The sequence below is a fragment of the Cohaesibacter intestini genome (assembly GCF_003324485.1).
Classification (GTDB): Bacteria; Pseudomonadota; Alphaproteobacteria; order Rhizobiales; family Cohaesibacteraceae; genus Cohaesibacter; species Cohaesibacter intestini.
In genome coordinates, this window is sequence record NZ_QODK01000007.1 from 60,212 (window position 1) to 73,686 (window position 13,475).

The 13,475-nt window shown below is 56.3% G+C and carries 10 protein-coding genes; 5 read left to right on the forward strand and 5 right to left on the reverse strand.

The window, feature by feature from the left end:
• Positions 1 to 9: 9 nt before the first annotated feature.
• Entirely contained in the window at positions 10 to 1,227 is a 1,218-nt protein-coding gene (locus DSD30_RS19220) for a pyridoxal phosphate-dependent aminotransferase (protein ID WP_114011377.1), read from the reverse strand.
• A gap of 375 nt (positions 1,228 to 1,602) precedes the next feature.
• On the opposite strand from DSD30_RS19220, the gene DSD30_RS19225 reads away from it, so the two are divergent.
• A complete protein-coding gene (locus DSD30_RS19225) occupies positions 1,603 to 5,157 on the forward strand; it encodes a PAS domain-containing hybrid sensor histidine kinase/response regulator (RefSeq protein WP_114011378.1) in 3,555 nt (1,184 codons plus the stop codon).
• Positions 5,158 to 5,243: 86 nt separating this feature from the next.
• On the opposite strand, the gene DSD30_RS19230 is transcribed toward DSD30_RS19225, so the two are convergent.
• Positions 5,244 to 5,915: a response regulator transcription factor gene (locus DSD30_RS19230; protein WP_114011379.1), complete on the reverse strand. Its 672-nt coding sequence runs from the start codon at positions 5,913 to 5,915 to the stop codon at positions 5,244 to 5,246.
• A gap of 727 nt (positions 5,916 to 6,642) precedes the next feature.
• Here DSD30_RS19230 and DSD30_RS19240 point away from each other — a divergent pair.
• The 3 genes from DSD30_RS19240 to DSD30_RS19250 all read left to right on the forward strand — a co-directional run bounded on the left by DSD30_RS19240 (position 6,643) and on the right by DSD30_RS19250 (position 9,802).
• The gene (locus DSD30_RS19240) at positions 6,643 to 7,674 is read left to right on the forward strand and encodes an endonuclease/exonuclease/phosphatase family protein (protein WP_114011381.1); all 1,032 of its coding nucleotides are present in this window, start codon (positions 6,643 to 6,645) and stop codon (positions 7,672 to 7,674) included.
• Positions 7,675 to 7,826: 152 nt separating this feature from the next.
• Complete coding sequence (locus DSD30_RS19245) at positions 7,827 to 8,681, forward strand: thioesterase family protein (RefSeq protein WP_114011382.1); 855 nt, start codon at positions 7,827 to 7,829, stop codon at positions 8,679 to 8,681.
• A gap of 260 nt (positions 8,682 to 8,941) precedes the next feature.
• Positions 8,942 to 9,802 (forward strand): thioesterase family protein, encoded by an 861-nt coding sequence (locus tag DSD30_RS19250; protein WP_114011383.1) that lies wholly within the window; start codon positions 8,942 to 8,944, stop codon positions 9,800 to 9,802.
• A gap of 23 nt (positions 9,803 to 9,825) precedes the next feature.
• Here the strand turns inward: DSD30_RS19250 and DSD30_RS19255 are convergent, their stop codons facing one another.
• The 3 genes from DSD30_RS19255 to DSD30_RS19265 all read right to left on the reverse strand — a co-directional run bounded on the left by DSD30_RS19255 (position 9,826) and on the right by DSD30_RS19265 (position 12,597).
• Positions 9,826 to 10,464, reverse strand: coding sequence for a hypothetical protein (locus tag DSD30_RS19255; protein WP_157967781.1), 639 nt, complete (start codon positions 10,462 to 10,464; stop codon positions 9,826 to 9,828).
• Between the two features lie 160 nt (positions 10,465 to 10,624).
• Positions 10,625 to 11,674, reverse strand: coding sequence for a DUF2336 domain-containing protein (locus DSD30_RS19260; protein ID WP_114011385.1), 1,050 nt, complete (start codon positions 11,672 to 11,674; stop codon positions 10,625 to 10,627).
• A 284-nt stretch (positions 11,675 to 11,958) separates the two neighbouring features.
• On the reverse strand, positions 11,959 to 12,597 hold the full coding sequence (locus DSD30_RS19265; protein ID WP_114011386.1) for a 2-hydroxychromene-2-carboxylate isomerase: 639 nt from the start codon (positions 12,595 to 12,597) through the stop codon (positions 11,959 to 11,961).
• Positions 12,598 to 12,931: 334 nt separating this feature from the next.
• Here DSD30_RS19265 and DSD30_RS19270 point away from each other — a divergent pair, with 334 nt between their 5' ends.
• Positions 12,932 to 13,468 carry an NUDIX domain-containing protein gene (locus tag DSD30_RS19270; protein WP_245418546.1) on the forward strand — a complete coding sequence of 179 codons (537 nt, stop codon included), beginning with the start codon at positions 12,932 to 12,934 and terminating at the stop codon, positions 13,466 to 13,468.
• Positions 13,469 to 13,475 lie beyond the last annotated feature (7 nt).

A 13,475-nucleotide genomic window follows, 5' to 3' on the forward strand; every position in this document is an offset into this window, starting at 1 on the left:
GGTGATCTCTTACGCCTGTTCCAAATCCAAAACCCGTTCCGGCATTGCGTCTCTGGCCGAAAGCCAACGATTCAAACGCATTACCGCACGATCCATCTGCTCGGAAGTTGTTGCGAAACATAGTCGCATAAATGCGCACCCGCTTTGACCAAACGCAAAACCCGGTGCCAATCCCACTTTCGCCTCATCGACCAGCTGTTTGGTCAAAGGCCATGCATCGGGCTCATCGGCCAGCCCGAAGAAGAAATAGAAGCTGCCTTTGGGGGCGGCAAAGCGCAACTGGTTGTTGCCCTCAAAAGCCTCCAGCAGCTTGGAGCGGCCCACCCGCGCCTGCTCGATCTGCTTGGCCACAAATGCTTCGCCATCCTCGAGCGCTGCAATGGCTGCGCGCTGCATGAAGACGGCAACACCGGACGTGGAATATTGAATGAGATTCTCGATGATGTCGCCCATTGCCGGCGGGGCAGATATCCAGCCCACACGCCAGCCGGTCATGGCCCAGTTTTTCGAGAAACTGTTGACGAAGAGAATGCGGTCATCCTCGTCCATGATCTCATAGAAGGACGGGGCCGTGTCGCGCCCTTCACCGTAATAGAAGCGGGTATAGATCTCGTCGGCAATGATCCAGATGCCCTTTTCGCGGGCAAAAGCGAGGATCGCACGAAGTTCGGCCTCATCGGCAACCCAGCCGGTCGGATTGCTTGGGCTATTGATGAAAATCGCCTTGGTCCGCTCGGTGCAAGCACCGAACAGCGCATCGAGATCGAGATGCCAACCTTCAGGCCGAAACTGCATCGGCACTTCAACCGCTTTGGCACTGGCAATGCCGACCGCCGCAGACAGGTTTGGCCAGGCAGGCGTTGGCAAGACGATCTCGTCACCAGGACCGGCCACCATGCGCACCGCCATCTGGATGGCCTGCATGCCCGAGCCAACCACAAAGAAGCGTTCTGGATCGAAGGGGCGGCCATAAAGGCGCTCGTGATAGCGGGCAATGGCCTCGCGCAATTCGGAGATGCCACGCTGATAGGTGTAGAAGGTCTCGCCCGCCGCAAGGGAGCGGGTGGCTGCATCGCAGATGAAATCGGGAGTTGGCAGAACGCCCTGTCCGGCCCACAAGGGGGTGATATCGTCCTTGCCGTCTGCATATTTGATGATTTCGATAATCTGACTGGCCGGCGCGTCAATCGCCTCTGCACGCAAACTCGACATGATGCTGGACTGCATTTGTTGGACCTTCTGAATTAAATGCGTAGTTTACCCTAGCAGTTTGCACATAAAGGCATTCAATTAAAGAGGGTGTTGTTTGCGCTTATCATCCTTGCGCCCATTTTTTCCCATGTGCAAGGGGTGATACTTAGCCAGAAGGTCCAGTCCTCGCCCAAAGAATGGGTGTTGGGGTGCTTTATTGCCCGATTTGGACGCGGATGTCGGGTTCATTGCGCTGATGTTGCCCCTACGCAGAAAAGCGGTGACGGCTTGTCCGGCTGATTCTCCGGTTAAAAACAGCACAGGTGAAGGAGCCGGTTTCGTCTCATGTCTGGAATCCTTGAAAAATCTTATGCTATATCTGCTTTAATGATGTAGGAGGAATCGCCTTTTATGCTGCAAGGCTGGATGGTCGTGCTGACGACCCTGTTATATATCGGTCTGTTGTTTGCGATCGCCTCCTATGGGGATTATCGCGCACGGCGCAATCCCGGCCGGGAACGCAATCCCAATCTCTATGCCCTGTCGCTGGCGGTCTATTGCACCAGCTGGACCTTTTTCGGCTCCGTTGGCCTCGCCAAGTCGAGTGGCCTTGATTTCATCACCGTCTATATTGGCCCGATCATCCTGTTCACCCTTGGCATCCCGCTCGTCTGGCGGATCATTCGCCTCTCGAAGGCCGAGCGCATCACCTCGGTTGCCGACTTTCTGGGTGCCCGCTATGGCAAGAACCAGCTTGTCGCAGCGGTGGCGACCGTCATCACGGTGGTTGGCACGATGCCCTATATCGCGTTGCAGCTCAAAGCGGTGGCCACCTCGGTCGCCACTCTGATGGAGCATCTCAATATCGCCTTCCCGAATGGCAACCTGCCGGTGTTGGCCGATATTGCCTTTTTCGTGGCAATCGCCATGGCGGTGTTTGCCATCCTGTTCGGCACCCGCCACGCGGACGCAACCGAGCATCAGGATGGCCTCATTCTCGCGGTGGCGACGGAAAGTGTGGTCAAGCTGTTCGCCTTTCTCACGGTGGGCATGTTCATCACCTTCTGGATTTTCGATGGCCCCGGCGATCTGTTCAGTCAGGCTTCGGATGCAGGCATTTCCTTCCTCGGGCCACAGGGCGGGCCGGATGCCATCAACTGGATCGTGATGATCACCCTGTCGACCGGAGCGGCTCTTTTGTTGCCGCGCCAGTTCCATGTCGCGGTGGTGGAGAATACCTCCGAGCGGTCTCTGCGTCGGGCGACATGGATGTTCCCGCTCTATCTGATCCTGATCAATCTGTTCGTCATTCCGATTGCGTTGGCGGGGCAATTGTTGCTCGGCAGTCAGGTGGATGCAGACAGCTATGTGCTGACCCTGCCGATGGCCCATGGGGCGGAAACCATGACGCTGATCGCCTTTCTTGGCGGGCTGTCGGCGGCAACCGCCATGGTCATTGTCTCATCCGTGGCCCTGTCGATCATGATTTCAAACGATCTGGTCATCCCCTTGATCCTGCGCCGCCATGCGGATCAGGCGATCAGCTCGCCAGATATGGGCCGGACCCTGCTGAATGTGCGGCGGCTGGCCATTCTGGCATTGTTCACACTTGCCTATGCCTTCTATCGCACGGCGGTCAACAATACCGCACTCGCACAGATCGGGCTGATCGCCTTTGCGGCGATGGCCCAGTTCCTGCCTGCGTTGATTGGCGGCCTGATCTGGAAACGGGCCAATGCACGTGGCGCGATTGCCTCCCTGCTGGTTGGCTTCTTTGTCTGGGCCTATACCCTGTTGCTGCCGATGTTTGCCCAGTCCGGCCTGATCCCGGTGGACTTCCTGGCTGACGGGCCGTTCGGCATCACCTTCCTTAAGCCACAGGCCTTGTTCGGCACCGATCTCCCCTCGCTTCTGCACGGAGTTTTCTGGAGCCTTTTGTTCAACCTGATCGCCTATACGGCAGGGTCGGTGTCGCGACAGCCGGAAATGATCGAGCGGCTGCAGGCCAACATTTTCGTACCGGACGAATTGCGCCCGCCACAGACCCGACGTCTGTTCCGCACCATGCTGACGGCGGGGGACCTGGAAGATATGGTGGCGCGTTATCTGGGAGCCGAACGCACCTTGCGTAGTTTTCGCGCTCACGCCAAAGAGCGCAGCATGCCCTATGAGCGCAATCTGGATGTGGATCCGCAATTCCTGCGCTTTGCCGAGCAATTGCTGGCCAGCGCCATTGGCTCGGCCTCCTCGCGGCTGCTGATGAGCCTGCTATTAAAACGACAGGAAGCCTCGCCCAAGGGGACGATGAAGCTGCTCGACGATGCCTCCGAAGCGCTGCAATATAACCGTGATCTGCTGCAGACCGCGCTCAACCATGTGCGACAGGGCATTGCGGTGTTCGACACCGATTTGCGTCTCACTCTCTGGAACAAGCCGTTCCGCAGCCTGCTCAATATCCCGCCGGAATTTGGTCAGGTCGGCACGCCCCTGCAATCGATCCTGCATCATATTGCTGATCGGGGGGACTTTGGCGAAGGCCAAAGTGAACAGCTGGTCAATGACCGGATCGATCTGATCGTCGTCCAGCAAGCACCCTATCAGGAGCAGATGGGTGGCTCGGGGCGGACCCTGTCCATTCGCGCCGATGCGATGCCCGATGGTGGCATTGTCATCACCTTTGCCGACGTGTCCGAGCGGGTGCGGGCCGAACGGGCCTTGGAAAGCGCCAATGAAACGCTTGAACGCCGGGTGCGTGACCGAACCCGCGAATTGATGCATCTGAATGATGCCTTGCGCACCGCCAAGCAGGATGCGGAAGCGGCCAACGTCTCCAAGACGCGCTTTCTGGCCGCCGCCGGACACGACATCATGCAGCCGATGAATGCCGCAAGGCTCTATACCACCGCCTTGGTCAACCGGCTTGAAGGCATGGCAGAGGCAAGCGAAGACGCCAAGGTGGCCGAATGCGCCGTCATGGCGGGCAATATCGACAGCTCGCTCGAGGCGGTTGAGGATATTATCGGGGCTTTGCTCGACATTGCCCGGCTGGATTCCGGCGCAATGAAAGCCCAACTGTCGGCCTTCCCGATTGATGAATTGCTGGAGCGGATGCGGATCGATTTCGAGCCGATGGCCAAGGAAAAGGGGCTGGAATTGCGGATCATACCGTGTGGTCTGCATGTGCGCTCGGACAAGCATTTGCTACGCCGTTTGTTGCAAAATCTTATTTCCAACGCCATCAAATATACGCCAGAAGGCCGAGTTCTGGTCGGCTGCCGGCGTCTGGAAGGAGCGATTGAATTTCAGGTCCATGATACCGGAGTCGGGATCCCGGAAGCCCAGCGCGAAGAAATCTTCCTTGAATTCCAGCGTCTTGACGAAGGGGCACGGATTGCTGGCGGACTGGGCCTTGGCCTGTCGATTGTCGACCGCATCGCCAAGGTGCTCGACCATCCGATCCGGCTGATGTCGGCTGTGGGCAAGGGGTCGGCCTTTGCGGTGAAACTGCCTGCCTTCCGGCTGCTGCACAGCGCCCGCCGGGCCGAGGCCCCTGCCTCGATGGCCAACCAGCCGCTCAGTCATCTGTCGATCCTGTGCATCGACAATGAACCCAAGATCATGGAAGGCATGCGGGCCATGCTGGAGGGCTGGGGCTGCACGGTTCTGACCGCTGGCGGCATCGAGGAAGCCGAGGCAACCTTGCTGGAATCCGACGTCAAACCGGACGGCATTCTGATCGATTATCATCTCGACAATATGCTGGGCACCGATGCCTGCACTGAATTGAGAGCACAATTCGGCACTGACATCATGGCCAGCCTGATCACCGCCGACCGCACCGCAGAGGTGCGCGAAGAGGCCCGCAGCAAAGATATGGCAATCCTCAACAAGCCGGTCAAACCCGCCCAGCTGCGCGCCCTGCTCAACACATGGAACATGACCGCGATGCGCAAGCGCAATCAGTGAGATGCTTTTGCCCGATGGATGAGCCAGACAAAAAAACCCGCATTCGATGCATGCGGGTTTTTGATTTCACAAAGTGTCGGATGTGATCAGCTTTTTGCGCCTATGGCCTGCCATTGACCGGCTTCGATCTTGGCGGCGGCGATGACGGCCTGTGTGCGGCTGTCGACATTGAGCTTTTGCAGGATCGCCGAAACGTGGGCTTTCACCGTGGCTTCGGAGACATTCAGCTCATAGGCAATCTGCTTGTTGAGCAAGCCTTCCGACAGCATCATCAACACACGCACCTGCTGTGGTGTCAGAGTGTTGAGGCGTTCCACCAATTCGGTGATTTCATCGCTGTATGGGGCGTTGAGATCGATGCTTTCCGGCACCCAAGTCTCACCGTTCAGCACGGCGCGAATGCCCTGAGCAATGGCATCGATGGACATGGACTTCGGAATGAAGCCCGATGCCCCAAATTCCATACAACGGCGGATGGTTGGAACGTCTTCGCTGGCTGATACAATGACCACCGGAATGGCCGGATATTGCGCCCGAAGATAGAGCAGGCCAGAGAAGCCACGGACGCCCGGCATGGACAGATCGAGCAGCACAAGATCAATGTCTTCAGAAACTTCGAGCCTTTCGCCCACCTGCTCCAGGGTCCCGGCCTCATGAATGGCAATCTGATCGAAGATCGTTTCCAGTGTCTGGCGCAGCGCGCCCCGGAACAGTGGATGATCATCGGCAATAATAATATTCAGAGATGCCTGATGCACTTTCGGTCCTCCCCCAATCAGATGGGTGGAATGTGTCTGTCAGATCTGGCGGATCGGACTAGACCACCCCTCACGTCAAACTCACTTCGTGGCCAGGCAGAAACGCCAACCGGCCACCCACTTCCTGTCCTTGCCGATTTTCACCGGTCGGACACGCTCCTCATGCTGCCTTGAAGTTCCACCTCACTTGGAGGTGTGCCGCTTCGGGATGTCTGCCGTGAAGGCGCTTTGCCACCCCTGATTGGCAAATTTGCCAAAGAAAACATGAAGAGTTCGAGCAAACTATGGGCGGTTGCCGCTGTCTTGGCAAGACGTAGCATTGACATATTCGCAAATTCGTTGAGCGGATACGGCAATTCACTTGAAAAAAATGTCGCGCAGTCGCTTCCTTTGGGGAAATCCTTGCGATGAGCGCCAAGTTTGTTAACCATAACAAGCCTGTGGCAGTTGAACCGGAAAGAATCGCTGTTTGACTTCAAGCCATTTCCCTCTTTCTCGCTTCTGCAGCATTGTCCGATCCCATGCCGCTTGCAAGCTGTGGTTTCGGACATCTGATCGTTATATTTCAGCAATAGGCTCTGGCGCGACAGGACATGGTTCGCGCTTTTGGGGCCCAACCGGTGGCTGAGAGCGCCCATGCCTTGCGGCGGTATCTGTCCGCAGATGGGGCCAATGTGGGACCGAGGCAAAGGCGATGCACCTCTTTGAGACAGCGAGCTGTACATGCTTGCCCGACATCGACCCGGAGTTGCGTTACGCCATCGACATGACGGCCCGCAGCGTTGAGGCCCATCGGGCATTGATGCGGACCATGCCAGCTCTGCATCAGGTCGAGATTGGCGGCGAGCTGATCACCAATGGACCATTGCCGACCCGCCTGACCGTGGCCGCTTGGACCATGCAGCGCTGCTTCTTTCCCGAACAATCCGCAGATCTGCTGCGCGCACTGGAAGCCGATCTGGTGTTGGTCTCGCAAATGGATATCGGCATGGCCCGCACCCATCAGCGCCACACCGCCAAGGCATTGGCTGACAGCCTTGGCATGCGCTATTGCTTTGGCCTTGAATATTTCGAGGCCGGATTGGGCAATGCGGTCGAAAGACGCTTGGCGGCTGACAGCCGCAACGACAAAGGCTGGCATGGCAATGCCATCCTGTCACGGGTGGACCCGGACCGCGTGGCCCTGATCCGTTTGGATGCCAATGGTGCAAATTTTACAGCAACCCACGATGCTGCGTCGGAGGAGATGGAGGGCTGTCGCATTGGCGGTTCTTGCGCGGTTGCCGCCACTTTCTCGACCGCACATGGCCCATTTTGCGCCGTTTCCACCCGCCTCGCCAGCACCCACGCGCCGATCCTGCGCCTCGCCATGCTGGAGCGCCTCATCGCCGCTCTGGACATGTTTGCCACCGATCTTCCGATCCTCATTGGTGGTGATTTCGGCACCCTGTCGGATCTGCATGGTCTGGACAAGGATCTGGAACCACTTTTTCGCACAGCCCAACGGCATGGTTATAGCTGGGAGAATAACGCCACCGGCACCACCACGCGCCCCAACGGTCGCTCGGTCGGGCTTAAAGCCCGCAAGCATCAGGACTGGTTTTGCACGCGCGGCTTTGCGCCAAGAGGGGCACGGATCGTGCCGGGGCTGGATATGAGCGGCAAGGCACTTTCGGATCATGATGTTATTCTGGGCACTTTCGATCAAGTTCGGACGGATCAGGATCCCGACTTTGGTGACGCCACCCATTCCACTTGAAGTCGTTACTTTTTCCAAACAATAAATGCCAAAAATTCCTGTCGTCAGAAACACCTAAGCAAATCGAATACTAGTTCCAAAATCGTTTTCGCGATATAATTTACTTAAAACAATTCAAAGTTAGTTCGTGCTTTCTGAAAAGGAGGATCGTCATGACACGTTTTGTCACGCTGAACCAATATATCAATACATGGGAATGCGACGAAAATGATCATATGAACGTTCAGTTCTATTTCTCGATGTTCGATGATGCGAGCAAGCTGTTTGCTTCCTGCAACAAGATGGAAGATGCATTCTCCAAGCGCATCAGTCGCCATGTCCGGTTCCATTCGGAATTGAGAAGTGGATCGCAAGTGCGCATTCTGACCTCGCTGGTGACGCCGGAAACCGACGATGGCATGCCGGAAAGTGGCTGCTTCGTTCAGCATGTGATGGAAAATATCACCAACGGGCTGGTCGCGGCTTCAGCGCTCGATCTTTATGAGGGAACCGCCTGGCCAAGCCATGCCAACCATCAAGACAAGATCGACGACAATGTCATGCCACGCGCCCTCAAGCATGACGCGGATTTCTCCCTGAAATCACCGGAGGATTTCGGCGAAACCCTGATTGGTCGCGGCATCGTCCATCCCGCCATGTGTGATGCCACCGGTCATGCCCGCGATCAGGCCTATATCAGCGCCGCGTCGGATGTCGGGTCCCATGCATGGGCGCAGGTTGGAATGAACAGCAACTGGCTGAAGGTCAACGGCTTTGGTCGTGTATCGATCGAAATGCGGCTCTGTGTGCTGGAAGGCATGAAAGCCGGGGATCAATTTAGCATCCATGTAGCCTTCACAAGCCTGCAGCCCAACATGTTCACGATGCGCTATGACTTCTTCGATATCCGCGATGGACGCCATATCGCCTTTGTTGACACCGCTGCCATGGTGTTCAGTGTCGCAACAAGACGCTCGAACCATTTGCCGGACTTTGCCAAAGAAGCCATCAAGGAAAGGATGATTTGATTTCCCTGCAGACGTCGGACTTCGGGCCTGTGCATGTGCAGGCTCAGAGAGGTCGGTCGTCCTGAAACCAGACATTCAAAGACCGACCCCGGCCTCGCGGTAGTCCCCACCGCGGGGCCATTTTGTCTTGTCGCTCATCCTGTTTTCGTGCCCCGTTTCTTGAGGCGGTCTTGGCACCGATTGGCGGCTGTGGGTCTTTCCTTTTGGCCTGCTTTGTGGTGTCATCAAGCCCGCCTTTTGTTTCTCTCAGGACTTGTGTGATGACCCGTTTCGTTTCGCTCAACCAGTTTGTCAATCTATGGGAATGTGACGAAAACGATCACATGAATGTCCAGTTCTATTTCGCCAAATTTCAGGATGCGGCCCAATTGTTTGCCATGTGCCACAAGCTGGATGATCAATTGGGACCCCTGATCAATCGCCATGTGCGCTATCATTGCGAACTGCGTGGTGGCGCCCAGATCCAGATCACCTCGTCGGTGATTGTCGCCTTTGGCGACCTGATCGCTCCGGGCGAAGGATGTTTCATCCAGCATGTGATGCGTGAGACCACAACCGGTCGGATTGCAGCGACAGCGCTAGACTGGCATCGGGGGAGCTTGCCGCCTCTGTCTGACGCCCTTTGTGATGAGGCCAACACGGCGGTGATGCCGCGTGGTTTGAAGGATCCTGCCGATCTCACCCCCAGACAACCGCCACAAGAGGATGGCCTTATCATTGCCCGCGGCATCTTGCATCCGGGGCTTTGTGATGGTGACATGCTGGCACGGGATCAGGCCTATATCTCAGCTGTGTCCGATGCGGCCTCTCATGCTTGGGAGCGGGTCGGTCTGGATGTCAAATGGCTGGAGTCACAAGGATTTGGCCGCATGGCGGTAGAAATGCGGCTGCATATTCTCAGCCCCATGAAAGTGGGAACAGCCTATCAAATGCAATTGGGCTATACGGGCCTTCAAGCCCGCGCATTGACCAAACGCTATGACTTTTTCGACATGCGGGACGGTGCCCATCTGGCGATCCTGGAGGCTGCGGTGATGCTTCTCAATCACACCACACGCAAGTCCGAGCCCTTGCCGGACTTCACCCGTGCGAAGGTCGCAACGATGCTTGGCGCAAGCTGATCAGAGCTTCAGGGATCAAAACCCTAGACGCGGTTTTCGTCAAACTCCTTGCGGAACTCCTTCACCACCCCGAAGAAACGGCGCATCATGGCTTCGCCCATATCGAGAAACTGCTCGAAATTGTCAGGCAGGCCGCTCTCATCGTCTTTGTCTGCCTTGGGGGGCTGTTTCTCGACCGGATCCTTGGCCTGTGCGTCTCCGCCCGATGGTGGATTCTGGTCGGTTTGTTTGCTCTTGCCCAGCTCCATCGGGCCAGAGGCGGTTGGCCCCTTGTCCTTTGATGTGTCGCTTGGCTGGGTTTGTGCGGCCCCGCCGGACCGCGGGGCATCTTCCATGGCACCGAGCTGGTCTGAAAGGGCACTATTTTGCTCTTCCAGCAGGTCAATCCGATGATCAAGAATGTCGAGGCGATTCCGGAGTAGCTGATTGAATTTCTGCTCCTGCTCCAAGGCTGTCGCCAGTCGTGCCAATTCTGCCAGCAGCGGCTCGCGCCAATCCTGTTCCTCCTGCTGATTTTGCGACAGAGACGGTTTGGCTCCACCCGATGGGCTTGCAGTTTGAGCAGCCGTTGGCAACGTCATTCCAGATACCAGCAATCCGGCCACCAACAACATGGCTGGTCGTTCGAAATGCGGTGGAGTTCGCCTCTTCGTACTGATCATGGCTTGGTCCTCTCTGCGGTCGCACCCGTCGGGTTGCCAGAGGGTCAATCTAACAGATTCCACGCATCAGAGCCAAGGCTCTCGACTAATCGCTTCCGGGCATGCAAAGGGAAATGAGCGGATAAAGGAGACGGAACAGACCGCGGGCCTGTCCCAGTGCCTAGGCAGAATGCTTCTGGCGCAGCCCCTGGCGGAACTGTTCTACCTCACGATAGACGTTGCGCTGGAGGAACCTGAAATGCTCGACACGCCATTTCATCAGCGCCTCGAAGGTCTTCATGCTGACATCCTGCTCAACGAGAATGCGCAGCAAGGTCCGGTTGCCTTCGGTGGACAGCAGATGTTCCATGGCCTTGGTCGACAGACCCGGGCGGTCGCTGAGCAGCCAAAGAATATCATCCTTGCGCTCAGCCCGTAACAGGGCCTGCAGCAGCTCGTCATAGGTGAGTTCACCAAGATTGATCTGCAGGGTCGCTTCTTCGCGATTGACCGGGCCGTCTGAGAGATCATTGGCCGGTTTCATTTTGGCTTTGCCGCCCACCCCAAAGGCCACCTCATCAAGGGAGCCTTCCTCGCTTGCCTTGACAATCGACATGGGAACGAAGGGGCAGCCATCGGCAAGACTGTGCAGAATGCTATCATGAAAGGTCTGGTCCTTCAGACAACGTTCGGCGATCAGTGCCTGCAATCGTGGCGAGGATTGGCCAACAATCGAACAGAAGGTCATAGCTTGTTGGGAGAAGTCAGCTCCGATATTGCGCACCAACTCCTCGACCACCCCGACAAAGGCACGGGCCATGAGTGCATCCACAAGGCATTCCGGCACTTCAGTGCGCCGGGCAATGGCCTTCAGAACCTCTTCGTTGCGCTGACGGGAGGCTGCAATCAGCTTATCGACGCTGAGCAATGGCGAATGCTCGAACAAGGGAATCACATGCTCGTCAGCTTCCTGCGACAGCTTCTCAGCCAGTTCCGTTGTGATATAGGCGGTCTGTGCCAGCAAGGTAATGATGTCTCGCCTGACGGAAAGACTGATATGGTCATAGAGATCCATCACCAAGGCGGAAAACAGATTGCGTTCGAGATGGGTCGGTGTGTGGCTGATGCGGCGGACATATTCCGCAGTCACCTTGCGGACCAGCAAGGAACGCGCTTCGGGATCGGTTTCCCGCGCTAGCGATTCCAATGTCTGACTGATTTGCGCCCCCATGGCCTACTCCACTCCCGGCTGAATTCACAACAGCATCTTATAATTGATCCAGTTTATCCAATAAACCTTAAGAAGTCTTACGAGGAATACTTAAAGTCTTCCTATCCAGGCGAAAAGAAGTGTTAATACTCTTGATAATTGCAGAAAACCAAACCCGTTTTGTTGGCGGCCACTGGCATTTGGACACAAAAACAGGCCAGCTCGAAAGCTGACCTGCTGCCAAGCCCTGATCGCGTTATGGGGAAACGCACCGTCCATCTGCTGATTTTCGATGTGATGGTGGACTAGGGCGTGCTGGAGAAAGCCGGGCGACCGGACTGAATGGCTTCCTCAACCAGATGAAAGCGATCCTGTCCCCAGAAGGGTTCATCCTGATAGACCACACAGGGGGATCCGATAATGTCGTGCGCAATGCCGCGTTCGGTGTTGGCTTCATAAATGGCGGCGACCGTGTCGCTTTCAGCCTTTTGCAACACCGCGTCAGCATCTTCACCAACCGCGCTCAAACAAGCGGCGACTACGTCCCGTTCTGCAATGTTGGCCTCCTCCACCCAGACCTTGCGCATGATCGCAGTCATTAGGGCTGCGGGGTCGCGTCCCTCTTCAATCACAGCGATGACAGCAGAGTCGGCCAAAGCGGGATTTGTGGGGAAGTATTTCGGCTGCAGGTTCATCTCAAGGCCGTGGTGGGCGCGCCAGCGCTGCAATTCCAGCATCCGATTGCGGTTGCGGGCCGGATTGCGGTCGCCAAGGGCAAGACCGCCGGAGGCTGCGAAGACCTTGCCAAGCTGGATCGGCCGATAAGTGACATTGAGTTGAAGCCGTGAGGCCATGTCCAGAAAGGCCTGATGGCCGATATAGGCAAAGGAGGAGATGGTGGTGAAATAATAGTCCACCGATGCACCGGTCTTGATGTCAGTCATCTTGTTTGTCCAAGGGTTGATCCAGAAAACACGTAGTCGATTTCCGGACCTTACATTAATTTTTACCGATTAGTCTAAATTAAATTTTGGTGCCGCTGATTATTCCATGCACGATGTCGTGAAGCGGCGATTCATCCACAAGGCCAGACATGGCCATTCTCTAATAAAGCAAATTAAATCAATATTTTATTTATTATTTTCCAGCAAACAGCATAGATATTCTCGATTGCTGCAAAAGAAGACACAATCGTGGGGAATGGTCGCAGCATGCAGACATTTGCCATTCGAGGGCACTTGCCGGGACGGGTGCCCAGCTCTGAAAGGATCTCGCGCCATGACGATCAAACAGCTTTCCTCAAAACTGGTCTATGAAAATCGCTGGATGTCTCTACGCGAGGATGAGGTGCGCTTTTCCGGTGGCTTTGAGGGCATTTACAGCGTCGTCGACAAGCCCGACTTTGCTGCGATCATTCCCATTCATGATGATGGGCGAATCCAGCTGGTGCAGCAATATCGCTATCCCGTCGGCGGGCGCTTTTGGGAAGTGCCGCAGGGGGCATGGGAAGACAGCCCCGATGTTGATCCCTTTGCCCTGGCAGCAGGCGAGCTGGAAGAGGAAACCGGCTATCGGGCGACGGAATGGGAAAAGCTCGGCCAGTTCTACAATTCCTATGGCTTTCTCAATCAGACCTGCCATTTGTTCGTCGCCCGTGGCTTGAGCGAAGGGGTGATGAACCGGGAGGAGACCGAAGCGGGCATGGAAACCGCCGCCTTCACCTATGAGGAAGTACTGGCCATGATCAAGAGCGGTGAGATCCCGGATTCGGTGACCCTGTCGGCCCTTGGTTATTGGCGGATGATGGCGGGGTGATCTTCGT

Excerpts from the sequence above, each read along its gene's own strand:
- DSD30_RS19220 (WP_114011377.1), bottom strand. The coding sequence starts at position 1,227 with ATGCAGTCCAGCATCATGTCGAGTTTGCGTGCAGAGGCGATTGACGCG.
- DSD30_RS19225 (WP_114011378.1), top strand. The coding sequence starts at position 1,603 with ATGCTGCAAGGCTGGATGGTCGTGCTGACGACCCTGTTATATATCGGT.
- DSD30_RS19245 (WP_114011382.1), top strand. The coding sequence starts at position 7,827 with ATGACACGTTTTGTCACGCTGAACCAATATATCAATACATGGGAATGC.
- DSD30_RS19250 (WP_114011383.1), top strand. The coding sequence starts at position 8,942 with ATGACCCGTTTCGTTTCGCTCAACCAGTTTGTCAATCTATGGGAATGT.
- DSD30_RS19255 (WP_157967781.1), bottom strand. The coding sequence starts at position 10,464 with ATGATCAGTACGAAGAGGCGAACTCCACCGCATTTCGAACGACCAGCC.
- DSD30_RS19260 (WP_114011385.1), bottom strand. The coding sequence starts at position 11,674 with ATGGGGGCGCAAATCAGTCAGACATTGGAATCGCTAGCGCGGGAAACC.
- DSD30_RS19265 (WP_114011386.1), bottom strand. The coding sequence starts at position 12,597 with ATGACTGACATCAAGACCGGTGCATCGGTGGACTATTATTTCACCACC.
- DSD30_RS19270 (WP_245418546.1), top strand. The coding sequence starts at position 12,932 with ATGACGATCAAACAGCTTTCCTCAAAACTGGTCTATGAAAATCGCTGG.